General features: G+C 60.3%; 23 protein-coding genes and 1 tRNA gene. 13 read left to right on the top strand and 11 right to left on the bottom strand.

The window, feature by feature from the left end:
- Positions 1-122: 122 nt before the first annotated feature.
- Positions 123-983 (top strand): universal stress protein, encoded by an 861-nt coding sequence (locus OU694_RS01855; protein ID WP_308909308.1) that lies wholly within the window; start codon positions 123-125, stop codon positions 981-983.
- Here OU694_RS01855 and OU694_RS01850 read toward each other — a convergent pair.
- Positions 970-1,980 (bottom strand): aminoglycoside phosphotransferase family protein, encoded by a 1,011-nt coding sequence (locus tag OU694_RS01850; RefSeq protein WP_308909307.1) that lies wholly within the window; start codon positions 1,978-1,980, stop codon positions 970-972. The genes OU694_RS01855 and OU694_RS01850 overlap by 14 nt on opposite strands.
- Before the next feature lie 4 nt (positions 1,981-1,984).
- Positions 1,985-2,743: an enoyl-CoA hydratase gene (locus OU694_RS01845; RefSeq protein WP_308909306.1), complete on the bottom strand. Its 759-nt coding sequence runs from the start codon at positions 2,741-2,743 to the stop codon at positions 1,985-1,987.
- Between the two features lie 171 nt (positions 2,744-2,914).
- Here OU694_RS01845 and OU694_RS01840 point away from each other — a divergent pair, with 171 nt between their 5' ends.
- A complete protein-coding gene (locus OU694_RS01840) occupies positions 2,915-4,054 on the top strand; it encodes a sensor histidine kinase (RefSeq protein WP_308909305.1) in 1,140 nt (379 codons plus the stop codon).
- 5 nt (positions 4,055-4,059) lie between these two features.
- On the opposite strand, the gene OU694_RS01835 is transcribed toward OU694_RS01840, so the two are convergent.
- Positions 4,060-4,410, bottom strand: a complete 351-nt coding sequence (locus OU694_RS01835) for a cupin domain-containing protein (RefSeq protein WP_308909304.1) — start codon at positions 4,408-4,410, stop codon at positions 4,060-4,062.
- A gap of 175 nt (positions 4,411-4,585) precedes the next feature.
- Here OU694_RS01835 and OU694_RS01830 point away from each other — a divergent pair, with 175 nt between their 5' ends.
- Positions 4,586-5,785 carry an LptF/LptG family permease gene (locus OU694_RS01830; RefSeq protein WP_308909303.1) on the top strand — a complete coding sequence of 400 codons (1,200 nt, stop codon included), beginning with the start codon at positions 4,586-4,588 and terminating at the stop codon, positions 5,783-5,785.
- 4 nt (positions 5,786-5,789) lie between these two features.
- Here the strand turns inward: OU694_RS01830 and OU694_RS01825 are convergent, their stop codons facing one another.
- A complete protein-coding gene (locus OU694_RS01825; RefSeq protein WP_308909302.1) occupies positions 5,790-6,716 on the bottom strand; it encodes a hypothetical protein in 927 nt (308 codons plus the stop codon).
- 104 nt (positions 6,717-6,820) lie between these two features.
- Complete coding sequence (locus tag OU694_RS01820) at positions 6,821-7,993, bottom strand: glycosyltransferase family 4 protein (RefSeq protein ID WP_507028828.1); 1,173 nt, start codon at positions 7,991-7,993, stop codon at positions 6,821-6,823.
- 356 nt (positions 7,994-8,349) lie between these two features.
- Here OU694_RS01820 and OU694_RS01815 point away from each other — a divergent pair, with 356 nt between their 5' ends.
- Positions 8,350-8,649: a hypothetical protein gene (locus tag OU694_RS01815; protein WP_308909300.1), complete on the top strand. Its 300-nt coding sequence runs from the start codon at positions 8,350-8,352 to the stop codon at positions 8,647-8,649.
- 91 nt (positions 8,650-8,740) lie between these two features.
- Positions 8,741-10,888 carry a TonB-dependent receptor gene (locus tag OU694_RS01810; RefSeq protein ID WP_308909299.1) on the top strand — a complete coding sequence of 716 codons (2,148 nt, stop codon included), beginning with the start codon at positions 8,741-8,743 and terminating at the stop codon, positions 10,886-10,888.
- Positions 10,889-10,954: 66 nt separating this feature from the next.
- Here the strand turns inward: OU694_RS01810 and OU694_RS01805 are convergent, their stop codons facing one another.
- Positions 10,955-12,553 carry a methyl-accepting chemotaxis protein gene (locus OU694_RS01805; protein ID WP_308909298.1) on the bottom strand — a complete coding sequence of 533 codons (1,599 nt, stop codon included), beginning with the start codon at positions 12,551-12,553 and terminating at the stop codon, positions 10,955-10,957.
- 186 nt (positions 12,554-12,739) lie between these two features.
- On the opposite strand from OU694_RS01805, the gene OU694_RS01800 reads away from it, so the two are divergent.
- From OU694_RS01800 to OU694_RS01790, 3 genes are all read left to right on the top strand, one after another.
- Complete coding sequence (locus OU694_RS01800) at positions 12,740-14,299, top strand: sodium/sugar symporter (protein WP_308909297.1); 1,560 nt, start codon at positions 12,740-12,742, stop codon at positions 14,297-14,299.
- A gap of 139 nt (positions 14,300-14,438) precedes the next feature.
- Positions 14,439-15,833 carry a peptide MFS transporter gene (locus OU694_RS01795; RefSeq protein WP_308909296.1) on the top strand — a complete coding sequence of 465 codons (1,395 nt, stop codon included), beginning with the start codon at positions 14,439-14,441 and terminating at the stop codon, positions 15,831-15,833.
- A 111-nt stretch (positions 15,834-15,944) separates the two neighbouring features.
- Positions 15,945-16,781 (top strand): hypothetical protein, encoded by an 837-nt coding sequence (locus OU694_RS01790; RefSeq protein WP_308909295.1) that lies wholly within the window; start codon positions 15,945-15,947, stop codon positions 16,779-16,781.
- Between the two features lie 129 nt (positions 16,782-16,910).
- On the opposite strand, the gene OU694_RS01785 is transcribed toward OU694_RS01790, so the two are convergent.
- The 5 genes from OU694_RS01785 to mnmA all read right to left on the bottom strand — a co-directional run bounded on the left by OU694_RS01785 (position 16,911) and on the right by mnmA (position 19,869).
- Positions 16,911-17,141, bottom strand: a complete 231-nt coding sequence (locus OU694_RS01785; protein WP_308909294.1) for a hypothetical protein — start codon at positions 17,139-17,141, stop codon at positions 16,911-16,913.
- 130 nt (positions 17,142-17,271) lie between these two features.
- Complete coding sequence (locus OU694_RS01780; RefSeq protein WP_308909293.1) at positions 17,272-17,481, bottom strand: cold-shock protein; 210 nt, start codon at positions 17,479-17,481, stop codon at positions 17,272-17,274.
- A 321-nt stretch (positions 17,482-17,802) separates the two neighbouring features.
- A tRNA-Met gene (locus OU694_RS01775) sits at positions 17,803-17,879 on the bottom strand.
- Positions 17,880-17,982: 103 nt separating this feature from the next.
- Positions 17,983-18,579, bottom strand: a complete 597-nt coding sequence (locus OU694_RS01770) for a PEPxxWA-CTERM sorting domain-containing protein (protein WP_308909292.1) — start codon at positions 18,577-18,579, stop codon at positions 17,983-17,985.
- Between the two features lie 147 nt (positions 18,580-18,726).
- Positions 18,727-19,869, bottom strand: coding sequence for a tRNA 2-thiouridine(34) synthase MnmA (gene mnmA / locus OU694_RS01765; protein ID WP_308909291.1), 1,143 nt, complete (start codon positions 19,867-19,869; stop codon positions 18,727-18,729).
- A gap of 368 nt (positions 19,870-20,237) precedes the next feature.
- Between mnmA and OU694_RS01760 the strand changes: the two genes are divergently transcribed.
- From OU694_RS01760 to fliF, 5 genes are all read left to right on the top strand, one after another.
- A complete protein-coding gene (locus OU694_RS01760) occupies positions 20,238-22,046 on the top strand; it encodes a flagellar hook-length control protein FliK (protein WP_308909290.1) in 1,809 nt (602 codons plus the stop codon).
- A 26-nt stretch (positions 22,047-22,072) separates the two neighbouring features.
- Positions 22,073-22,738: a flagellar hook assembly protein FlgD gene (locus OU694_RS01755; RefSeq protein WP_308909289.1), complete on the top strand. Its 666-nt coding sequence runs from the start codon at positions 22,073-22,075 to the stop codon at positions 22,736-22,738.
- A 139-nt stretch (positions 22,739-22,877) separates the two neighbouring features.
- On the top strand, positions 22,878-24,248 hold the full coding sequence (locus OU694_RS01750) for a flagellar hook-basal body complex protein (RefSeq protein ID WP_308909288.1): 1,371 nt from the start codon (positions 22,878-22,880) through the stop codon (positions 24,246-24,248).
- Positions 24,249-24,457: 209 nt separating this feature from the next.
- Positions 24,458-24,730 (top strand): CtrA inhibitor SciP, encoded by a 273-nt coding sequence (gene sciP / locus OU694_RS01745; protein ID WP_289505202.1) that lies wholly within the window; start codon positions 24,458-24,460, stop codon positions 24,728-24,730.
- Between the two features lie 257 nt (positions 24,731-24,987).
- A complete protein-coding gene (gene fliF / locus OU694_RS01740; RefSeq protein ID WP_308909287.1) occupies positions 24,988-26,703 on the top strand; it encodes a flagellar basal-body MS-ring/collar protein FliF in 1,716 nt (571 codons plus the stop codon).
- Positions 26,704-26,713: the final 10 nt, after the last annotated feature.

Below are 26,713 nucleotides of genomic sequence, written 5' to 3'. Positions count from 1 at the left end.
CGGGATCAAAACCTGCCCCCGAAGTCCGTGTCAGCATTCAGAAAGCTACAGGGAGCGGCCGCCCGGGTAAAGGGTTGCCATCCATGAGTTGCAGACAGGAACAACAGACAGGGGAAGCCAAGATGAAATCCATCATTCTGCCCATGACCGCCGATTGCCCGGGCCAGCAGACACTGACGCTGGCAGCAGCACTCGCGCGCCGCAACCGGGCGATGTTGACCGGGCTTTTCATCCGCCCTGACCCGCGCGCCGCTGTGCCCTACACCGGCGAAGGGATGAGTGCCGTGATGATACAGGAACTGTGCGATGCTGCCGAAGCCTCGGGCAAGGCGGATGCCGACGACGGCTATACCCGCTTCACGCAGGCGCTTGAGGCTGCCGCCATCCCGCTGAAGGATACGGCAACCGCCGAAAGCGCCACCGCACGCTGGCAGGTCGCCGTCGGTCAGATTGCCGATCACGCCGGCCGCCGCGCCCGCACGTCCGATCTTTCGGTATGCGACGGGCCCGAAGGCATGGGGGCGGACGCCGCCGACGTGTTCCATGACCTGTTGTTCCGCTCGGGCCGTCCGCTCCTGATGGTGCCGAAAGCCACCAAGGCGAGCGGCGACATCGGCCGGCATATCCTGATCGCCTGGAACGGCCGGGCCGAGGGCGCGCGGGCCGTGGGGGCTGCCCTGCCGCTTCTGGTGGACGCTGAAAAGGTGACCTTGTTGCAGATCGGTGACCCGGACCCCGACCGGCCAGACGTGAATGCCATCGCCGATTATCTGGCCCAACACGGGATAAAGGCGAAAACCCTGACCCCTTCAGACACAGGCGGCAACATTGGCGAACAAATCCTGAGCGCCGCCCACAAGGAAGGGGCGGACCTGATGGTGATCGGTGCCTATTCGCACGCCCGCTGGCGGGAGCTGATCCTTGGCGGGGTCACCAAATGGCTCGTCGGCAACAGCGACTTGCCGATCTTCATGAGCCACTAGGCGGCGTCACGCTGATGCTTTCATATCCGGGGGCGATCTCGCGCATCATGCGGGCAACCTCGGAAAGCGCCGGGTGCTGCAGGGCGCCGGCCAGTTGCCGCTGCAGCCGCGGGATATGTGGCAGGTAGCCATGCTTGCCGTCCCGGCGGCTCAGCCGCACGAAAAGGCCAAGGATCTTGGTGTGGCGCTGCGCCCCGAGGATCGCGACCTTCTCGGCCAGTTCGTCCGCCCCCACATCCATCGCGGCACGATAGCGGGCAAGCACCCGTTCGCGCGTCGCTGGCGCCAGATCGCGCCGCGCGTCTTCAATCAGTGAGGCAAGGTCATAGGCCGGGTGGCCGATCACCGCATCCTGAAAGTCCAGAAGGCCAACCTCCGGCCCGTTCGGCCCGTCCACAATCATCAGATTGTCGACATGGAAGTCGCGGTACACAAGCACATCGCGGCAATCACGGATATCGCCGAGCGTGCGGCGCCATACGGCATCGAAATCGGCGCGCTCCGAAGCTGTCAGGTCGCGCCCGAGGACGAGCGGCAGGTACCAGAGCGCGCAGCGCCCGGCTTCTTCCAGAAGCAGTTCGTCATCATAAGGAGGCGCCGCCACATCGGTCGCCCCTGGCGCCTGCTGCAGGCGAACGAGCACATCGGTGGCGCGGTCATATAGGCTGGCTTCCGCTTCGCCCGCTGCCAGCAACCGGGTAAAGGTGGCATCGCCAAAATCTTCGATAAGCGCGAAACCGGACGCTTCATCCACAGCATGGATCGCCGGCACGCGCAGGCCGAGCGATGCCAGATGACGGTTGAGGCGCAGATATTTACCCAGATCCTCGCGCCCCGGCGGCGCATCCACGAGCATGCGGCTTGCACCGTCCCGTGTCAGGCGAATGTAACGCCGCGCCGACGCGTCCCCCGGCAAGGGGTGACGTGCAGCGTCCGACCATCCCGCAGCCGCGAGCAGCCGATCCGCCATTTCAGAACGGACGGGAACGTCCGGCATCGTTTCAGCCAAAGTCGGGGGCCCGTTTCTCGAGGAAAGCCTGGATGGCTTCTTTCATCTCCTTGGAGACAAGCTGGCGCGCGAAAAGCTCGCCCTCTTCGGCCATGCGCTTTGCCACGTCTGCCCGGTCACCGCGCATCAGGCGGCGCGTCAGGCGGATCGCGTCGGGCGCCTTGCGCGCGAGCGACAGGGCAAGCTTGCGGGCTTCGCCCTCCAGATCAGCGTCTTCATAAAGGCGCGACAGGATGCCGACAGCAAGCGCTTCTTCCGCACTCAGCACCCGGCCGGTGAAAAACATATCAGAGGCCAGCGCATGCCCTATGGTGCGCGGCAACAGAAGGCTCGACCCTGCCTCAGGCACAAGGGCGAGGTCAACGAAGGGTGCGCTCAGGCGCGCCGATTTCGAACCGATCACAAGGTCGCAGTGCAGCAGCATGGTCAGGCCCACGCCCACAGCCACGCCACCAACCGCCGCCACGATGGGCTTTTCGGCCTTGAGCATATTCTGCAGGAAGCGCGATACCGGCGCATCAGGGCCAAGCGGTGGCTTGTCTCTGAAATCCATCAGGTCATTGCCCGCCGTGAAAACCCCACCGGCACCCAGAAACAGCACCGCCCGGACGGTCTTGTCCGTATTGGCGCGTTCGATGGCGCTGTTGATCGCCTGATACATGGCATGGGTCAGGGCATTTTTCTTGTCGGGGCGGTTGAAGGTGATGGTCATCACCTTGTCTTTGACATCGACCAGAATATGCTCGCTCATGACCTCGTCCCTCCGCATGGCACTCACTATACAGCGGCCAGCATTAGCAGATGCCCCAGCCCCTGCCTAGCACGCATGTAACTCTTGCAAGTCAATAAGTTGTTCACTTTTATACGCCATGGTTGAAATTTGTGCGAATAGCGTATCGTTCGCGAAGAAGGCGACTTTTGTATGACCCCGGAATCGGATCTTTTTTACTCCTTCAGCCGTTTTCTGTGTGATGTGGCGCTTCTGGCCGGCGTCAGCTTCATGTCCATCACCTTCCTCACGCGCCCTCACCCGAAGACGCTCGGCAAGGTTGGCTACTGGTTGATATCGACCGGCATCTTCATCACCGTTGTCGCCGCCTTCCTCGACATGTCCGAAGAGATCGTCCCGTTCGGTCGCTGGCTCGGCCTCGCTGCGCCCGGCGAGAATGAACTCCTGATCATGCTTTTTGGCTTTGCCCCCGGCACCATCCTTGTCGGCATCGGGCTCTTTAGCTGGATCAAGGCGCTGGTGATGCTGGATACCGAAGTGGAGCTGAGGAAACAGACCCAGGCGGCCCTCAAGGAAAAAATCCGACAGGCGGAGGAAGCCTATCATGCCAAGGCCGTATTTCTGGCATCCATGAGTCATGAACTTCGCACCCCGCTCAATGCCGTGATCGGCTTTGCCCAGATCCTGAAGAATGACGAGTTTCCAACGACGCCGGAACAGCGCAAGGACTATCTCGAAACCATTGAACGCAGCGGCACGCACCTCCTCCATATCATCAACGATATCCTCGATCTGTCGCGGCTCGATTCCGGCGAGATGCAGTTGCGCTCCGAGCCATGCGATATCGAAAAGGTGGTCGAGGGCGCGCTTGAATACTGTGCGCCCTTCATCAGTTCCCGTTCACTGACCATCGAACAGAATATCAAGGTCAGCCTTATCACGAGCGACGAACGCGCGATCCGCCAGATCATGCTGAACCTGATTTCGAACGCGGTGAAATTCAACCGCCCCGAAGGCCGGGTCCGCATCGATGTGGCACGCGCAGGCAACAAGCTGAAGGTCCGCGTGGAAGATACAGGGTCCGGCATGAGCGAGGCGGAAATCGCAAGGGCGCTGGAGCCTTTCTCGCAAGTCAGCGGCCATCTCGCCCGCCGCAGCGAGGGCATCGGGCTTGGCCTCAGCCTCGCCGACCGGCTGGTGCGGGCGCTGGATGGCACGCTGTCGATCGATTCCACCCCCGGCACCGGCACAGTCGTGGTGATCTGCCTGCCGTTGCACGATCCGGCGACGGCGGAAAATGGCGGCGAACCGGTACCGGCAGAGGTGATCTAGGCCCCTCAGGCTGCTTCGTAGATCGCATAGAATTTGCGGACCGACCCGACAGTTTCCCATGTGCCTTCAAAGCCGGCCGGAATGACAAATGTGTCTCCGGCTTTCACCCGCTCGGCATTGCCGACGGCATCGGTGACAATCGCTTCGCCTTCGATGATCGTGCAAAGCTCGTCTTCCGTGTAGGAAATGCGCCAGATACCGGCGTCGGAACTCCACACCCCGCAGAAGAAATTGCCCGCCTTGTTGACATATTGATTGTCCACCGTACCGGTCGGCGTGCCCGAAATCAGCTTTTCGGCTGCAATCGGCGCGCTTTCGCCTTCACCGTGGGTTTGAAGCCTGATCATGCTGGTCATTGAAATGTCCTTTCTGGAAAAGAAGCGCATTCTGGTGCGGCAGACGCGCGCTTGACAAGCGGCCTTGAGAAAAATTCCGGCGCCCCCCTCGTTTCTATCGACCCATCCGGCTTTTTTTGCCATGAAAGGCGGCAGAGCAATCATCGGGCACAAGCCCGGCCAATCAGAAGAAACCATGGTCCCCTCTCTCGACCGGTATATCGCGCGACAGATTTTCACGCCGATGGCAGCGACAATGGCGTTGACCATCCTTCTGTTGCTGCTCGACAAGATGCTCCGGCTGTTCCAGTTCACGCTCAATGAAGGCGGCCCGCTGAAGGTGGTGTTCGACCTGCTGGTCTATATGGTGCCCGAATATGCCGTGTTCGGTGCACCGATCAGCCTGCTTCTCGGCATCCTGCTGGCTTACCGGCGGATCGCCATGCAGCAGGAAATGGCGGCCATGCTGGCCTGCCGTTTCAGCCCGTGGCAACTGCTGCGCATGCCGATGGTTTTCGGTGTGCTGATGACCATCGTCAATTTCGCGCTGGTCAGCTATGTCCAGCCGCACAGCGAATTTGCCTACCGCGAGCTGACCTTCAAGGCCAGCATCGGGGCCTTCGGCCGGTCGATCCAGCTTGCTGAGTTCGTGTCGCTCGGCAAAGGCACGACAATGCGGGCGCAGTCTTTCGACCGCAACACCGGCATGCTGTCGGACATTTTTCTGTATGAGCACAGCGCAAACGGCGCCGAGGTCGTCGCAGCGGCAAAATCCGGCCAATTCCTGCGGTCATCGAACGACACGGTGGTGATCCTGCGGCTTGAAGACGGGCAGATTTTCACCGCCGGCATCAGTGACTGGCCGCAGCCCGGACTCCTCACCTTCGACCAGCATGATATCGCCGTTCCCCTGCCGCTTATCGAGGACTTCCGCAATCGCGGTGGCACCGAGAAGGAACGCACACTTGCCGAGCTGATCTCGATGGCGCAAAGCGGCAAGACCCCGGATATCGAGCGCCGCGCCGCGAGTGGCGAAAGCCAGCGCCGCATCATCCTCGGCCTGTTGCCGCTGGTATTGCCCTTCCTGGCTGTTGCAATTGCCGCCCCGCCGCCCCGCCGGGCCTCGGCCTCGGGTATTGTGATCGGGCTGTCGCTCCTGATCCTGATGTTCAAGCTTCTGGAGTTCGGCTCGAACGTCACATCGTTCCCGCCGGGATATGTGCTGTGGCCGGTGCTCGCCGTCTATCTGACGATTGGCTTCCGGTGCTTCTATGTGTTCGCCTACAAGTGCGGGCAGCATCCGCTCGACGGCTTCTTCAAGATCATCGACCTCATCCCCCGCCTGCCCATCGTGCGTTGGCTCAGGCGGCGCAAGCCATCCATGCCCGCAGCCTGAAGGATCAGGCTTCCTTCGGGGTCTCTGTCGGCGCTTCGATCAGGAGAGGTTCGGGTTTCACCCGGGCACCCGCAATGCTCGACGCCGTGAAGGCGAGCACATTGAAAATCTGGAGAAGCGCGCCGGCAGCGAAGAACATGCCGGCAACCGCCGCGCTCGGCGCATCCACATAGGTGGCAAGCGTGACACCAAGGCCCAGAAGCATCAGTTCCTTGTTCGGCAGCATCGGCACACGGGTCAGCACCATCTGCGCGGCCGCGAACGCCACCCAGGTGATCACCGGCACATCCGGCAACGCAATCGACCACAGAACAATCTGCAGAAGCTCTACTGTGAGCAGCCGCAGGATATGGATCGTCAGCACGCGGCGGATCATTTCGGGTGGCAGGCTCATCAGCTTGCGGCGGAAACGGAAGATGATCGGCACCATCAGCGCCGAGATGCAGAGCATCACGATCAGCGAGGTGGAATTATCGGGACTCGCCTTGAACACCACTTCAAAATAGTCGGTGAACATGAAGAAAATGACGAGCAAGACAGCCGTGGTTGTGGAAACAGCAGCGGACAAGAGATTGTTGTCCTTGATCGTCGAAAAGGCCTGACGACCTTCCATCCCGAGCGCCTTGCGGGCCCAGAGGAACAGATAAGCCTCGCCCGAATAGCCGACCACCGCCTCGTTCAGCACCTTCTTGCGCAGGAAGGCGGGCATGGCACCTTTCAGGTCATGATCCCAGAGACGACGATAGATAGCGAGTTCGGAAATCGGCATCACGAAATAGCCGGCCACCAGCACCAGATAGAAGAAGGGATTCGTGGGCAGCGACGCCATCACATTGCGCCAGCCGATCGCACCAAGACGGTCCGCGAGATACAGGATCACCGCTGAAAAGAGCAAGAATTGCAGTAATTTGACAATCGGCCCGTGCTGCATGCGGGACGCTAAATTCTGCCAGAATGTCTGCAAGGAGCGGGCGCCTTTCACTAATCAAGCGCCACTCCATAGCGGATTTGACGCGAAAAGGCCAGTCCGGGATTCTAGACCGCAGCCCGCTGCGCTTCCGCCACCCGGCGGCGCGCGAGAAGGTCGATATAATGACCCAGCAGGTTTTCGAGGATCGAGTCCCAGGTGAATTCAAGGCTGCGAGCCCGGCTTGCGTCTGAAAGCGCTTTGGCAAGTGCCGCGTCACGCGCAATGGCAGCCATGCGATCGGCGTAGGCATTCACGTCCGTGGCGTCGACGAGATAGCCTGTCCTGCCATCCTGAACGAGGAAGTTGCTGCCCGTCGCGTTGGCGCAAACAGCAGGCACGCCTGCCGCCATGGCTTCAAGCGTCACGTTGCCGAAGGTTTCGGTCGTCGACGGGTTGAGGAAAATGTCGGACGACGCATAGGCCCGCGCCAGAGCTTCACCCCGCTGGAAGCCGGTGAAAACGGCCCCCGGCATGCGCTCAGCGAACCATTCGCGCTCCGGGCCTTCGCCGACGATCAGCGCTTCCGCGTTGACACCCATATCCTTCAGCCGCTCGATGGAGGCCGCAAACAGGTCCAGACCCTTTTCAAGTACAAGGCGCCCGACGAAGGAGACAACCGTCGTGTCGTCGGAAAAGCCGAGAGAGCGGCGCCATTCCATATCGCGGCGCGACGGGTGGAACAGGTCGGTATCCACACCGCGGCTCCACATCTTGATCGAGGTGGTCACCCCCGTGGCGCGCATCACATCGCCCATGCAGTCGCCGGGCACGTAGATTTCGTCGCAGCGGTTATAAAGCGCGCCAATTTTGCGACTGAGCAGGCCCTCAAGCCAGCCGAGGTGATAATAGCTGAGGTATGTCTCGAACCTTGTGTGCACCGACGCCACCACCGGCAAGCCGCGCGAGCGCGCATATTTGACGGCCTTCTGCCCCAGAAGATCAGGCGCCGAGATATGCACAAGGTTCGGCTGGAAGGCATCAAGGTCACGCCGGATAGAGGCTGGCAGACCAAGCGCCAGCCGGTATTCCTTGCGGCGCGGGATCGGCACGGACGGCACCGAGATCAGGGTGCCTGCAGGCTCGAAAGCCGGGGTGTCACTGGTTGGCGAATAGACGCGCACGGTTACACCGCGCTGTTCAAGATATGCGACAAGACGGTTCAGCGCCGCATTGGCCCCGTCTCGTACATAATTATAGTTGCCGGAAAAGAGCGCGACCCTCAGGTCGGTCGGCTTGATCTCGCCGTGCGCTGTCATGCTGGCGCCCCTGACGAGAGGCATAGCCTCCTGGAAATTGATCCGGGCCTCGAACATGGCTCCTGCCCCCCCTTGCGACAAGACAGGCGGCTTGCCGGCCGGATAGTCGCAACCGGAGCGCACCTGCACAGGGAGATTAAAGACGTGTTCGATGACATTTTCATTTCAGGATTGTTATTAGTGAAGGTCAGTCGGCTCCGCAAGGAGGATTCCCGGCCCTGACGCCCCGAACTCAACGAAGGTTGAGGCATGCCGGATGGGGCTTGCCATCCGGTGGTATAGCCCCTTAGATTAATGTTACAAAGTTACATGTCACCCCTGTCAGCCAGAATATGATGTTGCACCAGTTCAGAGCCCGCATTTCGACGATCCTGCCGCTTCTGGCAGCGATGTTCGTTGCTGCGCAGCTCATGCTGGTGGCGCACCTGGCGGCCTTCGGACCCGACAAGCACCTGCACGGCACCGAGCCTTGCGTGATCGTCTCGATGTCAAAGGCGCAAGCCGCCTTTGACATCGCCCCGCCGCCACAGCTGATATTGCCCGAAACCGGGGCGGTGATCGAGAATCTACCGGCCCTTGCCCTGGTGGCAACCGTTCGCCCCGCGCGGTCCTCCCGCGACCCGCCCGTTTCCGCCTGAACTTCAACCAATGCATGCCGCCTGCCGCCCGGAAACTTTCTGGCAGTGCGCGGCTATCCAGTGATTTTTTCAGGACTAGAGGAAACAAGTGATGTTCCGTTCCAATCGCCTGCCCCTGCGCAGCCGCCGTGCGCGTACCTGCCTGCCAGTTCTTTTGCTTTCCACGGTGAGCCATGCAGCCTTTGCCGACGGCGGCGATGGCGGTGAGCCGCCCCATGCCGACCGGATCGAGGAGATTGTCGTCAGCACCAATATCGAAGGCCGCACCCTGCACCAGACCGTGATCGGCACCACAGTGCTGCGGGAAGAAGAAATCGCCCGCCAGATGGATGGCACGCTCGGCGAGACGCTGCGCCGGCAACCCGGCATCAGTTCTACCTTTTTCGGCCCCGGCGCCAGCCGCCCGGTGATCCGCGGCCTTGGTGGTGACCGAATCCGCGTGCTCGATAGCGGCATCGGCTCCGTCGACGCATCGTCGACAAGCCCCGACCACGCCGTCGCGGTGGAACCCGCGCTTGCCGAACGAATCGAGATTCTGCGCGGTACCTCGATGCTCGTTTACGGCAGCTCGGCAACCGGCGGCGTAATCAACGTGATGGATGGCCGCATCCCGGACCGCGTGCCGGAAAACGGCTTTGAGGCCGGCGTTTCGGTCGGTCATTCAACGGTCAACGACGGCGAGGATGCCGCCGCCGCGGTGAATGTTGCCGCCGGCAAGCTTGGCGGTGCCGATCTTGTGCTGCACCTTGATGGTTCGTGGCGCGATTCCGACGATTACAAAATCCCCGGATTCGCCGAATCGCAGCGTCTGCGCGACATGGAGGAAGCCGAGGAAGAAGGCGACGAGCATGAGGGCGAAGAAGAAGCCTTCGGCATCATCGAAAATTCCTTCTCCAAATCCAAAAGCGCATCGGCTGGCCTGTCGCTGATCGGCGAAAAGGGCTTTATCGGCGTGAATGTGAAGCTGCAGCGTTCGGACTATGGCATCCCCGCTGGCCATCACCACCATGAAGAGGAAGGCGAGGAAGAAGGCGGGCACGAGGAAGAAGCGGGCGTCGCCATCGATCTGGACCAGACCCGTGTCGACCTGATGGGCGAATATCACTTCGATGACGGCTGGTTTGAGAAAGCCAAGGTCCGCTTCGGTTACGGCGATTATGAGCATGCCGAAATCGAAGGCAACGAAACCGGCACCATCTTCGCAAACAAGGGCTATGAAGCCCGGCTAGACCTGATCGAGAACCTTGGCGGCAACTGGTCCGGCACCAGCGGCGTGCAGGTCACGAGTCGCGATTTTTCAGCCATCGGCGACGAGGCCTTTGTGCCTCCGACCAAGTCGCACCAGTACGGCCTGTTCACGCTGAAGAATCTGGAACTCGATAACTGGCATATCGATTTCGGCGGGCGGCTGGAGCACACCACGCACAAGGCCGATGAATTGGGCGTGAGCCTTGATTTTACCGGTTTCAGCGCCTCCGCCGGGCTGGGCTATGACTTCAGCGAAACAACATTCGCCGGCATCAATATCTTCCGCACCGAGCGCGCGCCGACAACCGAGGAACTTTTCTCGAACGGCCCGCATCTCGCCACCAGCGCCTATGAACTGGGCGACGTGACGCTTGGCAAGGAAACCGCACAAGGCATCGAGGCCTCGGCCGGTTACCGCGGCGAACGGTTCAGCGGCACGGTCAACGCCTATATCACCCGCTATGACAACTTCATCTATGAAGTGGCAACGGGCGAGGAAATCGACGAGCTGACCGTTTTCTCCTTCAAGGCTGCCGACGCCCGCTTCATGGGCTTTGAGGCGCAGGGTGATTTCCATGCAGCAAGCTTCGATACCAGCGCTTTCGGCACGGTGGATATCCACCTGACCGGCCAGATGGATCTCGTCCGCGCCAAACTTCTGGATGTGACGGGCAATGACCGCCTGCCGCGCATCCCGCCACTATCCGCCCTTGTCGGTTTCGAGGTCGATGCCGGCGCCTTCGATTTCCGCACCGAGCTTGAAATCGCTGGCGCCCAGAAGCGCACGTCCGAGTTCGAAATCCCGACCGACAGCTATGCGATGTGGAACGCTTACCTCAGCATCCATCCGTTCGAGGACAAGGACATCTCGCTGGACCTGAAGGCGATGAACCTGACGAACTCGGACGCGCGCCAGCACACGAGCTTCCTGAAGGACAGCGTGCCGCTGCCGGGTCGCAATTTCCGGGTTGGCCTGCGCGCCAAATTCTAAGGCAGCATAGAAAAACGCCGGGGCGGCTACCCTGCCCCGGCGTTTACACGCTTCACCACTCGATACTCAATTCTGCATCAAACGGTCGATTGCCTCGCTAAGGCTTTCGCGGCCTGCTTCCAACCGGTCGGCAGAATGCATCAGGCCGCGCGCCCCTTCGGACGTGCGCTGAGACAGCCCCACGACCTGAGTAATGTCGGATGCCACCTTGTTGGTGCCTTCCGCCGCTTCCTGAATGCTGCGGGCAATCTCCTGCGTAGCGGCATCCTGTTCCTGCACGGCAGACGCCACTTCAGCGGTGATCTCGTTCACTTCGTCAATTACGGTCGCCACGCTTCCCATTGTCTGGACAACACGGGCGATTTCCGACTGGATTTTCGAGACCTGACCGGTGATTTCCTGCGTTGCCGAGGCCGTTTGCCCGGCTAGGCTTTTCACTTCGTTCGCCACCACTGCGAAGCCCTTGCCAGCTTCACCTGCCCGGGCTGCCTCGATAGTCGCATTCAGCGCCAGGAGGTTTGTCTGGCTGGCAATATCTGCGATCAGCTGGACGATGGCCGTTATCTGGCTGGACGACGCCTCAAGATCACGCACGATATCGCGGGTTCGTGCACTTTCTTCCTGCGCCGCAAAGGCGATATCGGCGGTGCGCTGGGTACGCTGGCCGATTTCACGTACCGACGCTGACAGTTCCTCCGCCGCCCGCGCCACGGTTTGCACGTTGACGCTGGCTTCTTCTGCAGCTGAGGCAACAACCGTGGCGAGGTCGCTGCTTTCACCGGCGATACCGTTCAACTCACCCGCCGTCGCACGCAGGCCGTCTACGTCCTGCTGCATCCGGCCTGCGGTTTCAGCGACCGACTGCTCGACCGCCACTTGCGCCGTCACCACGGACCAAGTGGCCAGCGCTGCCGTGTATGCGCCCGCCGTATCACGAATGGCCGAAATTTCGAGGCATAGATATTCATCCCCCAGCCGGATGCGCGTCTTGAACGGCAGGTTGGCGGGATCCGCAAGGATGCGCCGCTGGTGCGACGGATCCTTGTGAAAAACGTCGATACTTTTGCCTATGATGTCGTCCACCGGAATGGGCAACAGATGCTGCAACCCCATTAGCGTGTGGCGGCTCGTTTCATTCATATAGATCATCTCGAGTGTCTGCGGATCGCAGAGCATCGCGTTGATCGGCATCTTGTCCAGCACCTGCAACAGTTCAGCTGCCTTGGCCGTTGCCCGTCGTTCCACTGTTACCACCGACCATGTGAGAAGCGCGTAGCGGTAGGTATCCCCGGCATCCCGAACGGCATCGACCTGCAGCCGCAGATATTCATCGCCAAGCCGGATCACCGCCTCGTGCGGCAGGTTCGATGCCATGGCCAGCAATTGCCGCTGGTGCAGCGGCTGCTTATGGAAAATATCGATATTGGCGCCTACCAGCTCTTCAGCCGTGATCGGCAGCAGATGCTCCAACGACCTTACGGTGTCGAAACTGCGCCGGTTGGCATAAACGATATCGAACGTGGCGATATCGCACAGCATCACATTATAGGGCAGGATTTCAAGCATCTCCGCATACAGCGAAGAACCGACATGGACGCGCTGGTCAATTGACGGCGCAGACAGATCAGCCGCGAAGCCACGGCCTTTGAAAAGACGATCGAACATGACTCCCCCTGGGTTCAATCGTTATGCCGCACTCGGAACGCCGTGAATCGTACCAGCCATGTTACCGCTCCCCCATCGGTTTCGGGTTTCATTTGGAACGGGCGGTCCAGCAGGTAAAAATTGACAGCGCTGTCATCCGCACCTATCGTGCGTGCCCGAGGGAAAGTGTAAGTGAGGGGAGTTACAATGCTCAGCACCATCGATTTTGCGGTGGTGGCCGCCTATGCGGTCATCCTGTTCGTCCTTGCGCAGTGGGTCAGCCGCGAGAAAGCCGGCCACCACAAGGATGCATCCGATTATTTTCTGGCCGGCAAGGCCCTGCCCTGGTGGGCTATCGGCGCCTCGCTGATTGCTTCCAACATCTCGGCCGAGCAGATCATCGGCATGTCTGGCTCGGGCTATGCAATGGGGCTTGCCATCGCCTCCTATGAATGGATGGCGGCCATTTCGCTGCTGATCGTCGGCAAATATCTGCTGCCCGTCTTCCTGAAGCGCGGCATTTATACGATGCCCCAGTTCCTGGAGCAGCGCTACGATCACCGCGTGCGCATGGTGATGGCCTTCTTCTGGCTCGGCGTTTATGTGTTCGTGAACCTGACCTCGATCCTGTGGCTCGGTTCGCTCGCCATCGAGGCCGTCACCGGCGTTGATCTCGTTTACGGTATGCTGGCGCTTGGCATCTTTGCGATGGCCTATTCGGTATATGGCGGCCTCAAGGCCGTTGCCTTCACTGATATCATCCAGGTGGTGCTGCTCGTCTTCGGCGGCCTGATGATCGCCTATGTGCTGCTGGAGGATATTTCGGGCGGTGCCGGTGCGCTTGCCGGTTTCTCGATGCTTCTCGAGAAAGCCCCTGAAAAGTTCGACATGATCCTCGATCCGTCGAACCCCTATTATGCGTCCCTGCCCGGCCTTTCGGTGCTGGTGGGCGGCATGTGGGTGATGAATCTCAGCTACTGGGGCTTCAACCAGTATATCATCCAGCGCGCGCTGGGTGCCAAAAGCCTTGATGAAGCCCAGAAGGGTATCGCCTTCGCGGCTTTCCTGAAGCTCGTGATGCCGATCATCGTCGTGCTACCGGGTATCGCCATGTTCGTGCTGCAGCCCGAACTGGCCTCGCCCGATCAGGCTTACCCCACCGCCATGAAGCTCCTGCCCGCTGGCCTTCTGGGCCTTGTGTTCGCAGCCCTGATTGCTGCGATCATCTCGTCCCTGGGCTCCATGACCAACTCGATCTCCACCATCTTCACGATGGATATCTATCCGAGTTTCGTGGCGGAGGAGAAACGTCGTGACCCCGTAGTGGTCGGTCGCATCGTGGCCGTGTCCGCGATGGTGCTGGCGCTTCTCACCGCGAAGCCGCTTCTCGGCAACTTCGATCAGGCCTTCCAGTATATCCAGGAATTCACCGGCTTCTTCACGCCGGGGATCTGCGTGATCTTCTTCCTTGGCATGTTCTGGCGCAAGACGACGGCAAACGGCGCACTTGCCGCCGCCATCGGCTCGGCTGTCCTGTCCTTCGCCTTCAAGATGCTGTGGCCGGAACTACCGTTCATCGACCGCGTCGGTATCGTGTTCCTCGCCTGCTCCGGCATTGCCATTGCCCTGTCGCTGATGGCAGGCGGCAAGGTGCAGGAAGGTTCGGTTGACCTTGGCGAAATCGGCTTCAAGACCTCGGGCGGCTTCAACCTCGCTGCCCTCCTTGTGATCCTGATCACGGCAGCGCTTTACGCCACCTGGTGGTAGAAACCCCGCACCGGCCGGTCGCGCCCCGGCCGGTGCAGAAAACGCTTCCCAAGGCGGATTGCCGCGTCCTACGCTCCCCTGCCGATTCCCGCACACAGACGGGAACGCGAAAACAACAAATACGGGGACCAGACAATCAATGACCAGCGCCGAAGCGACGCCTGAACTCACCATTGCCGACCATGCCGACCGCGCCTTTTTGGGGCACCCGAAAGGGCTTGGCTATCTTGCATTCACCGAAGCATGGGAACGCTTTTCCTATTACGGTATGCAGGCCCTTCTCGTGCTTTACATGGTCAAGGTGGCGCTGACGCCCGGTCATATCGAAAACATCGCCTTCTTCGACAGTTTCCGCACACTTTATGGCGGCCTTGAAGGACAGGCGCTGGCCTCCGCCATTTTCGGCACCTACACCGCCACGGTTTACCTGACCCCGATCTTCGGCGGCTTTATCGCCGACCGCTGGCTCGGCAAGCGGCGCACCGTGCTGATTGGTGCCATTACCATGTCGGTCGGCCATTTCCTGATGGCGTTCGAGGCAAGCTTCCTGTTTGCCCTGCTGTGCCTTGTGGTCGGCTGCGGCATGTTCAAGGGCAATATCGCGAGCCAGGTGGGTTCGCTTTACAAGCCCGACGACCTGCGCCGCGCCGATGCCTTCCAGATTTTCTATCTGGGTATCAATGCGGGCGTGATCGCCTCGCCGCTCATTGTCGGCACGCTCGGCGAAACCGTGGGCTGGCATTGGGGCTTTGGCGCCGCCGGCGTTGGCATGCTTCTTGGCCTCATCATCTATGTGGCGGGCCAGAAATATCTGCCGAAGGAGCATTTCACGCCGCAGGGTCCGCGCGAGAAAGCCGCCCGCCCGGCCATGAGCCGACAGGACTGGATCTCGCTTTTCGCCGTGCTGCTGCTGATCCCCGTGCTCGCCATCGGCATCATGCCGAACCAGCAGATTTTCAACGCCTATCTTGTGTGGGGCGATCAGCATTTCGACCTGAACTTCTTCGGGACCCAGCTGCCGACCACCTGGCTCATCACGCTTGATGCCGTGGTCAGCGTCAGCTTCCTCGCCGGTGTGGCGCTTTTCTACCGCTGGTACGGCAAGCGCTGGCAGGAACCCGACGAACTGACGAAACTGATCATCGGCTCGATCTTCTCCATCGCCGGCATGGCTTGCCTGTTCATGGCGGCGGCAACGGTGCCGGAAGGCGGCAAGATCGGCCTCTTCTGGCCCGTGGCCTTCCACTTCATGAACTCCATCGGCTTTGCGCACATGCTGCCGGTCAGCCTCGCGCTCTTCTCGCGCCTTGCGCCGGCTGCTGTGAATGCCACCGTGATCGGCCTCTATTATCTCGCCTTCTTCATCGGCAACTTCGCCGTCGGCTGGGTAGGCGGCTTCTATGAGACGATGCCGACCACAAGCTTCTGGGCCCTGCACGCCGGCCTCGCCGCCATCGCGGGTGCCGTGTTCCTTGCCTACAAGATCTTCCTCGCCCCGCGCCTGATGCGCGCCCCGGAACCGACTGCGGCCTGACGGGACAGACGAGACGCAAGATAAAAGACCCGGCCCCCTTTGGGGCCGGTTTTCTTTTGCTTGCGTTGAACATTGTCATTAGGCTCGCTAATTAGGCTGGGAGATGTGTACATGCCGTTCCTGCTAATTGGTATTGCGGTAGCAATTGTGGCTGGATTTGTCGGCTTTTGGCTGGGAAGAGGCTTGCCGACTTATAATCCCAACGAATGGGGAACCGCCGCAGACTGGGCCATTGCACTCCTAACCGCATTGATAGGTATTGCGGCGATTACAATTCCAAGCCAATTAGAGTCACAACGGAAAAAACGTGAGACGGAAGCGGAGGTTCTTATAGAGCACAAGCACTTCGCTGGAGCTCTCGCTCGCATCCTCGCCGGCACCTTTGCTCACCAAGCACTCGAAAAGCTCGATATGGTGTCCGACTTTGAAGCAGTGTACTTCAGAAAAGCTCGTGATGAATTTGAGCAGTGGGCAGAAAAGCAAGCGGATCACTTCCTCGCCATGACGATCAAGGGGCACCCCATCTTCTATCGCGAAGATTGGGACGGCATTGTTGCTCTAGCAAAAGCGTTCTATCAGGTTGAAGCGATCGTTGAATTCGAGTTTAGAACTCGATGTGGCTATAAGACTGGGCCAGAACGGGTGCTCGACCTAAACACCATCGACCCAGGAAGACTTGCAATTTTCCGATCTGTTTTGGCCACAACGAGAGAACTTCAACATTGGGCCATTAATGCCGCGGAAGGAGCACATAATGCCACTCGGCTCTCATCCTTGTTAACCGAGATGAATTCTGACTCTGCACACAGCAATCTTAAGGCCCTGAACGATACTGAATATCTTGTGGCAAAAAGAGTTCGCAATGCGACGACCGATTCCCAGGACACGGCCCCGATTCTAGCTTCCAAGACGGCCCAATCACCTAGTGAGCCATCAGGGTCACCGTGACATCCTTACCTTCGAATTGAGCTTGATCACAAACTTTGAAATTGGTGAAAGCCCCAAAAACAGAAAAGCCCGCGCCATTTGGCTGCGGGCTTTTTCTTTTATGTCGGCCGTCAGGTGGCGGCCGCAGGGTCAGGCTTTTTTCTTCGCGGATTTCGAAACGGCCCTTGCGGCGGCGGCCTTCAGGCGTTCCTTCATTTCCCGTGCGAGGCGGGCTTCGCGCAGCCTCGAGGTCTTTTCGTCATTGGCGTACGCCGCTTCTTCCAGCTCCTCGAACGCACGCTCGCGTGCAACGATCTGTAACTGCTTCCTGTCGACAACCGGCTCTGCCTGTTGACGCGGCTTTGCGTTGGTGTTCGTCATGCTCGCCCTTTTTCATAGTGCCCGCCAGCCGGGCAGAAAGGAAAAGGCCAGGCAAATTGCCTGACCTTCGCTTGTCTCGTGCTTTCAACACTGACATTCCAGGAATGATGCAGGGAAAGCAGGTTCCGGTTCAGAGAACCTGGAGATTGCCAGCCGACATCTTGCCCGACTTGCGGTCGCTTTCAAGGTCATAGCTGAGCTTCTGACCTTCAACGATTTCGCGCAGACCTGCGCGCTCGACAGCGGAGATGTGGACGAAAGCATCGGCGCCGCCGTCATCAGGCTGGATGAAACCGAAACCTTTGGTGGAATTGAACCATTTTACTGTACCAGTGGCCATGTTAAACCCTTTCATAGCAATGTAGTTGACCGCAACACACGCGTATCGCGGATGATGTAACGACTATTTTAAAGGGAGTGATCGTTCAGAGTGTGAGTCAATCACACAACAGCCAAAGCTCAGCAGAAAAATATCGCTGGGCCAGAAATACAGTTTATTTCCGAAACTGGCAATCTTTAATTTTTGACCCATCGAAATGCGGGGGAAAATACTTGGCATTTCCGCGATTTTTTATCGGAAATCAAGAGGCCCACCTTGCCCGTGGCGCACCAAAAAGAAAAGCCCTTGATTTCGCCTGAAATCAAGGGCTTTTCCGAAATTTGGTAGCCGAGGACGGACTTGAACCGCCGACCTACGGATTATGATTCCGCCGCTCTAACCAACTGAGCTACTCGGCCCCGAAAGACATGGGCCCCGGCACGTTTTGCCGGAAGCCGGGCCGGTATAATAGACCAGCCCTACCCCGTCAAGACGCTTTTTCAGGGGTTCGCCCGGCCGCCCTCAGGCCGCCTTGGCGAGCAGCATGCGGCGGCGCCACGCGGCACCGGCAAGGCCAAAGCCCACCACCAGCATCAGCCAGGTTGCAGGTTCGGGGATGCCACCGGTCGGGTCCGGATTCGGCGGCAGGTAGCTCTGTTTGGTCAGCGCATAGGTGCCGCTGGCGAAATCACCAAAATCATTCTCGAAGCCGAGCAGGCCGAAGGCGCCAAGATAGGTGCCGCCAATGCCGAGGATATCGCTGCCGCTCATTTCAAAATTGAAACGGTCGAGCGCGTCGGTTTCATCGAAAGAAAGGATCGGGCCACCGCCCAGCCCCCAGCGGTCGTCATCTTCCTTATGGAAAACGGTGCCAAGGATCTGCAGGAAGAACACCCCGCCATTGTCCGCGAAGCTGTATTTGCCATCGAGACCGACCTTGGTCTCGTCATAAAGGCCCCACGCCATGAATTCGGTGCCCACGGGCATGCCGCCGATGTAGCTCTCGTCAATCGAACCATTGAACTGGAAGCTGGTGGTTGCCGAAACGGGGGCGGTAAAGGCACAGGCCGCGAACACGGCAGCCGCACAGAAAGCGGACTTGAGGGTAACGAAGCGCATGTTACTTCCCTGATCTGATCTGGTCACAAAAAGAGTCGCTCGATTCTGAAAGTCGAGTCGACTTGTACGCAGCAAAGTTTACCTTTTGTTAACCATAGCCGCAAGCGTTTGTATGACCCACGCGCAACTTGTGATCGAGGAAGCAGGTCAGATTGCTGCCAACCGCTTGTCTGCGCTCACGGTTTTCGCGATCCAGCCACCGCCAAGAACGCGGTCGCCATCATAGAAAACAGCCGCCTGCCCCGGCGAAACGCCGGCTTCAGGGTCGTGCAGTTCCAGCATCGCGTCGCCCTTCTCACCAAGGCGCAGGGTGGCAGGCACGGGCGGACGGGTGGAGCGCACGCGCGCCAGCACCTCGATACCCGCTTCGCCCACAGGCTCGCCCAGCCAGTTCACGTCCTTCACCGCAATCGCGCGGGTATCGAGTGCTTCCTTGGGGCCCACGATCACCCGCTTATTGGCGGGGTCGAGCTTCACCACATAAAGGGGATCCGCCACGCCGCCAATGCCCAGCCCGCGACGCTGCCCGATCGTATAGCGGATAATGCCTTCGTGGGTGCCGAGCACATTGCCGTCCAGATCGACAATCTCGCCGGCTTCAAGGGCACCCGGGCGCAGGCGTTCGATCACATCCACATAGCGGCCCTCGGGCACGAAGCAGATGTCCTGGCTGTCCGGCTTGTCTGCAACGGTGAGACCGTAATTTTCGGCGAGCGCGCGAACCTCGGGCTTTTCCATTCCCCCAAGCGGGAAACGCAGGAAATCGAGTTGTTCCTGTGTGGTCGTGAACAGGAAATAGCTCTGGTCGCGGCCAAGGTCCACGGCACGGGTGAGCTGCGCCTTGCCGCTGCCGCCGAGCGTACGCTGCACATAATGCCCGGTCGCCATGCAGTCGGCGCCAAGGTCGCGCGCGGTGGCAAGGAGGTCCTTGAACTTGACCGTCTGGTTACAGCGCACGCAGGGGATCGGGGTTTCGCCGCGGATATAGCTGTCGGCAAATTCCTCCATCACCTGATCTTTGAACCGGCTTTCATAATCCAGCACATAGTGCGGAATCCCGATGGCTTCCGCCACGCGGCGGGCATCATGGATATCCTGCCCTGCACAGCAGGCGCCTTTCTTCTGCACCGCGACGCCGTGATCATACAGCTGCAGCGTGATGCCGACGACGTCATAGCCCTGATCCTTCAGAAGGGCTGCCGTCACCGAACTGTCCACGCCGCCCGACATGGCGACAACGACGCGCGTATTTTCGGGGGCGCGGTCAAACCCCAGACTGTTCACACTCATGGCTCGGTTCCTGTGCGGCGGGCGCGTCCGGCCCTTGCCGCCAATTGGCGCCACCCGCTGCCGGGGCCGCCTTTGTCGCGGGCCGCTGCCCGCCTTTCTTGCCGCTTCATATAAGGGAGAAGGGCCAAGGCGGCAAGCGATTCCGCCCTTGCCGGCCTGCAGCCTTTTTTGCCCGGCAAGACATGATCGCTTGTACTTTCAGGCCTTGCTGGCCGTTTACAGCCGCATATCAAATTCCCTTGATTTCTGGCGCCTTGGCAAATTGGCCCGATCCTTGCTGATCAGTCCCACGAGATTTTCCGTGCGGCCATGAGAAGCCCGGCCGCCTGACACGCCAGAATGGATCGGACAGTTTGGAATTCGCGTAGATGAACCCGATCGATCAGATGATGCAGATGTTTGGTGCCTCCTCGAGCGGCATGCTCTCTGCTTTCATGGGCACCAAGGCAAATGGCCAGGGCGCGGCAGGCCAGAGCTTTGCCGACATGCTGACCGGCGTCACTAGCCCGGCAGCCCCCGGCAAGTTTGCGGGCGGGCAGCTGCTGGAAGGCACGGACGCAGCAGGCATGAGCGCGACAGACTATATGTTCGCCATTGGCCCCTATAGCTACACGACCGAACAGCCTGACCTACCGGCCACCCTGCCCGAGATGCTCGGCGCTGGCGCCACCGGCACCGAAGACGGCAGCATGGATGCCGATACCGGTGCTGCGGACAGCTTGACCCCGGCAGCGCCCGAAGATGGCAGCGTTTCTCCGGATCAGGGCACGTCGGCACCGGCCGATACGACTGCAGGGCAGACAAACGCGCAAGCCGGCACTGAACAGCCGGTTGTGTCCACAAGCGATGTCCCCGCCAGAACAGTCACCCAGTCGGCGACGCCCGACAATGCTGCCGCCAGTGCGAACACCGCCAGCAATAGCACGCCCGTACAACCCGTCGCCACCGAGCGAGCCCAGACAGGCGGTGATGTTTCAACAGAAACCGCCCTCACCGCTGACGGCGCTGACGCTGCGCCTGCTGCCGATAGCGACAGCTACAACGACACCGGCGCCAGTGCCGACGACGCGGAACTCGCTGCAGAGCGTGCTGCCAATGCCGCCCGCGCGCAGTCCGTGCCGCACCCCAAACCGGCCGATGTGACCTATGCAAGCGTGACGGCTGAGACGCTTGATGAGCCCGCACCAGTCGCCGACCTGCCCGAGCAGGCTTCAGCCACTGCACACGCGCAGGCCACCAGCGCCAAATCGAAAGCCCCGTCCTCGCCCGACCTGACACCGAGCGTGACCGAACTTGCCGATGAAGCTGCGGCCGATGCCGCCCCGGCACTCGCGCAGGCCCAGACAGGCCAGCAGAAAACCGCCAACGCAAATGGCAAGGCAAAGTCGGCTGCACAAACCGCCGCTGCCACCAACAGCGCGAACAGTGCGCAACAGCAGGCTGCCACCGATACCGATGTTGCCGCCGCAAACCAGCCGGCCCACGATGCCACCCGCACAGCGGGCCGCGACGCCGGCCTGCTTCTGGCCTCAAGCGACCGGCCGGCAGCAAGTGCCACGCCCGAAAGCCTGACCGGCCACTCGGACACCAGCAGCCAGTCCATGATTGGCGGCGGGCTGTCGACCCTGAAAGGCGAAACCGCCCTCCTCGGCCGTCCGGCTGCAACCGGCTACACCGCCCAGGCACAGAATAATTATGTGCTCAATCAGGTGAATATCCAGATCGCCAAGGCAGTTGAAGCCGGCGACAAGAATTTCACCATCCGCCTCGACCCGCCGGAGCTTGGCCGGGTGACGGTGAAGATGCAGTTCACGCAGGATGGCGTGGTGCGCGCCGAGGTGGTCGCCGACCGCCGCGAAACGCTGGATATGCTGCGCCGCGACAGCCGTTCGCTTGAAAAAGCGCTGGAAGCCGGCGGCCACAAGACCGACATGGCCGGCCTGAGCTTCAGCCTTGATGATGGCGCGGGGCAGGAAAGTGCCGGCAAAGCCTTCGCCGAAGCCATGCTCGCTGACCGGATCGACGAACGCACCGCCGCCCGCACCGGCACTGCCGGGGAAGGTGAAAGCACCACGACCGACGACGCCGAAGGCACCGTCCTGCATCTCGACAGCACGGATCTTGAAGCGATCCTGCCCTATGTAACCGCCGAAACCGGCATCGACGTCCGCGTGTGACGGGCCTGTCCGGAAAGGATTGAACGATGGAAATCAATACAACAGCAGGCCTTGCAAGCGGCAGCGGTTCGAATGCCACCACTTCTGGCGCCTCGCTCGCGCAGGATTTCGATACCTTCCTGACGCTGCTGACTTCGCAGCTTCAGAACCAGGATCCGCTCGACCCCATGGAGAGCAATGAAATGACCCAGCAGCTTGTGGCCTTCGCCGGTGTCGAACAGCAGATCGTCGCCAACAAGAATCTCGAGAACATCTCGTCGCTCCTGATGGTGAACGCGATCAATGCCTCGACAAGCTATCTTGGCAAGACCGCGCTCCTGCAGGCCGACACGATCGAGAACAGCGGCACGGGCGGCAAGTGGCAATATGAGCTTGAGACCGATGCCTATAGCGTCAAGCTCGAGGTCGTGGATGAGGACGGCTTCACCGTCTACAGCACCGAAGGCGACGGCGCGACCGGCATTCAGGATTTCGAGTGGGATGGCAAGGACATGAGCGGCAACGCGGTTCCCGAAGGCAATTACACGCTGAAGGTAACGGCTTCGGACGAGCAGGCAACCGCCATCCGGTCGCTCATCTACTCGGAACACAAGATTACGGGTGTGGATACCTCAACCTCCACCCCATGGTTCGCGGCAGGCCCATATGCCGTGACCCAGGCAGAGATCCTGCGGCTGTCGATCGACAGCTGATCGGAAAGACCTGCGGATGCCGAAGGGGCGTCCGCAAGAAACCGGCGGGCCGAAGTGCTCGCCATGATCGCCGGGATATCCCGGCAAGTGCAGAACGCCATACGCACGTGAACACGCAAAAGAGTTCAGGAGAAGTAAAATGGCATTCACGGCTCTGGCCGCCGGCGTATCGGGGCTCCAGGCTTTCTCGCAAAGCGTTGGGGTGATCGCCGACAATATCACCAACGTCAACACCATCGGGTACAAGGAGAGCCGCTCGCGCTTCTCGACACTTGTAACCGAAACCTCTTCCGCTTCGTCCTATTCGCCGGGCGGTGTGCGGGCCTTCACGGAATCGCTGATTTCGCGTCAGGGCCTGCTGCAGCCGTCATCCTCGCCGACCGACCTTTCGGTGGACGGCGCCGGTTTCTTCGTTGTGAAGAAGTCGGGCAATGCGACCGAAGACGGTGAATTCCAGTTCACCCGTGCGGGCTCCTTCTCGAAGGACGAGGAAGGTTTCTTCAAGAATACCGCAGGTCTCTACCTGATGGGCTGGAAGCTCGACGCCACCGGCGGCATCCCGTCGCGCCAGAACGACCTGACGCTTCTTGAGCCCATCAACATCGACAACCTGAACGGTGTGGCAAGTGCCACGGGTCGTGTGTCGCTGCGCGCCAACCTGCAATCGAGCACCTCTGTCAACGCGGCTGCTGGCACCTATGCCGTGGGCGACATGGCCGCCGCCGCTGCAACACCGCCGGGTACCGTGACCCCTGATTTCGAAACCACTTTCGAAGTGTTCGACAGCCAGGGCATTTCACACACGGTCGTTCTTTCCGCGATCAAATCGAACGCCAACGACTGGTCGTATGAAATGTATTTCGACAATCCGTCCGAACTGGACGCCGCCCATACGGACGGCCTCATTGCATCCGGTAGCCTGCTTTTCAATTCCGATGGCTCGATCGACTTGGCGAACTCGACCATGAACGACATTGGCGGCAACCCGGTAGACCTGTCGACCGGCCAGGCCCTGACCTTCACCTATGGCACGGGTGTTACCTCGGTCGATAACGGCAATATTGTCTTCAACGTCGGCACTGATGGCCAGGCGAACGGTTTTTCGCAGTTCGACAGCCCCTCGACCCTGATTGCCTCGAACGTCACGGGCGCCCAATTCGGCAACGTGAACGACATCCGGATCGGTGAGGACGGCTATGTTTACGCCCTCTTCGATAACGGCCTGCAGGAACCGATCTTCCGCCTGCCGGTCGCGACATTCCCGAACCCGGACGGTCTCGCACGCAAGCAAGGCAACGCCTACAGCTTCTCGAACCTGTCGGGTAACTTCGCCCTGCAGACTGCGGGCCAGGGCGGCGCTGGTGCTATCGCACCGAACGCGCTTGAACTGTCGACTGTGGATCTTGCGAACGAGTTTGCCGAACTGATCAAGGTGCAGCGCGCCTTCTCGGCCTCGACCCGCATCATCACGACCTCGGACGAAATCCTTGAGGAACTGGTCCGCATCTAACGGGGCCGGCTTCGGCCTTACCCACCAACTCTTTTGCACCCGACCGGTCCGCCTGAGAACAGGCGGGCCGGTTTCGGCATTTTAAAGGGCTTTTCCCAGAAAGGCTTAGGCCCGATCACGGGAAAGTCAGCCGACATTAGCCCTTTTTTTACATCCTTTTCCTATAGTGGACCGGTCCGTTCCCTAAGTAACGTGTATTCGGAAAAGACATGAAACCTGAACTAAAAGTAGTCGGACCAACCGGCAAAACCCTGAAACTGAAAGACCTCCCGCCGCCTTCAACTGAACGTTGGGTGATTCGGCGCAAGGCAGAAGTTGTCGCGGCTGTCCGCGGCGGTCTCCTGACCCTTGAAGAGGCCTGTGATCGCTATTCCCTGTCTGTCGAGGAATTCCTTTCCTGGCAGCAGGCAATTGATCGCAGTGGCGTATCCGGCCTGAAGGTCACACGCATCCAGAGACCGCGTGAGGCCAAGAGCGCCTGACGCACTATTCTGTCAAAGTTCACCCCGCCAGCGTTTTTCTGTTTGATTATAGGCAATTTTTGCCTAGATTTAACCATCTGTTTACAGTCGTCGCGTTAGGCTCGAAAAACCGAACCATACGTGTCGGGCGATTGTCAGGCAGATAGTCGGACGCTGGTGGGGCAGAACGGCCGAAACCGGGAATTCAGCGGACAGACCGAAAAAGCGGTCTTTTCGCAGGACCATGCGGATTACCGGAAGCCCGGTCGAGGTGTGCTTTGGACGGACTCTTACAATTCCTGCGCAATATGGGAACCGGCAGGCTGATCGCCATGGCGGTTGTCGGCGCGCTCACCGTCGGCTTTTTCGCGCTCATTATCGGCCAGTTGCAAACGAAGCCGATGACGACCCTTTATTCCGACCTTGAAGCCGCTTCGGCCGCCAGCATTGTCGAACGGCTGGAAGCCGACCAGATCCCTTATGAGACCGCCGCTGGTGGCAGCACCATCCGCGTCCCGAGCGACCAGGTGGACCGCTTGCGCATCCTGCTCGCCGGCGAAGGCCTCTCGGGCAGCCTTGTCGGCAAGGAGCTGTTCGATCAGGGCAACAGCTTCGGCCGCACCAGTTTCGAACTGAATGTCAATTATGTGCGCGCCATCGAAGGCGAGCTTGCACGTACCATCCGCTATATCCAGTCGGTGCAGGAAGCCCGCGTCCATATCGTGATGCCGGAGCGCCGCCCCTTCCAGCGCGAGGCCGCCGAGCCGACCGCCTCGATCATGATCAAGCCGAAAGGGCCGGGCCTCACCGGCCGCGAAGCACAGGCGATCCAGGCTCTTGTGGCGTCTGCCGTGCCGGGTCTGTCGCCCGACCGCGTGACCATCACCGATACAAACGGCCGCCTCCTGTCGGACGGCGCCGCAAACGGCGACATGGCGCGCCTTTCGACCCTCGAGGAAGCCCGGCTGGCGCGCGAGCAGCTTTACCGGGAAAAGATCGAGAACCTGCTGGCAAGCCGTGTGGGGATGGGCAAGGTCCGGGCCGAAGTTGCGGTGTCGATGGACATGAACCGCACGACCCGCAGCGAAACGGAATTTGACCCCGAGGGGCAGGTTATCCTGTCCCAGACGGTGGGCGAGGAACGCGCGCAGGAAACCGACCCCCAGGATGCGGTGACGGTAGATAACAACCTGCCGGAAGCACAGCAGGGTGGCAATCAGGCTGCGGGCGGCCCGACAAGCACATCGCAGAAATCGAATGAAGTCACCAATTTCCAGAACTCCAAAACCGAAACGGTGACAGTGCAGGAACCGGGGCAGGTTTCGCAGATCCGTGTTTCGGTGCTGGTGGATGGCATCCGCGATCTGGCTGAAGACGGCACGACATCCAATTATCAGGACCGCCCCGAGGCGGAAATAGAATCCCTGCGCAATCTGGTATTGACCGCCATACCCTTCGACGAAGCAAGGGGTGATGCCGTCACAGTGCAGAGCATGCGCTTCGCCGACCCGCCGCCGATGGAGCCGCTGCCGCCAACCTTCAATCTGTTTGGCATGTCCAAACAGGACCTGCTGGACATCGGCGCACCGATCGGCCTCTTCATCCTTGCAGTGCTCGTATTGCTGCTCGTTGTCCGTCCTATCGTGACGCGCGTTCTTGAGGGTATCCCCGACGCCGCACAGCTGGCCGCCGAGCAGAAGGCCATGCTGGAAGCCCAGCAGGCACCCCCCGCCCTGATGGGCCCTGATTCGCCGATCACGGCTGAGGTCGTCGCACTCGCCGCCGCGGGCGACGAGAACGCCGCCGCCCTCGTCCGCGCTGCCAAGGAATCCGGTACACTCGACGAAGCGAACCTGCAGATCGAAAGCAAGATCGATGTTGCCAAGGTCGAAGGCAAAATCAAGGATTCCGCCCTCAAGAAAGTGGCAGAAATCATCAAATCCAACCCGGACGATTCCGTCGCGATCGTACGGACGTGGCTTTATGCCGAGTAAACGTGTTCAG

The sequence above is a fragment of the Pseudokordiimonas caeni genome, from assembly GCF_026719705.1.
Lineage (GTDB): Bacteria > Pseudomonadota > Alphaproteobacteria > Sphingomonadales > Kordiimonadaceae > Gimibacter > Gimibacter caeni.
Note: the sequence above shows the minus strand (reverse complement) of the source record. Positions and strands in the feature narration are given on the sequence as shown.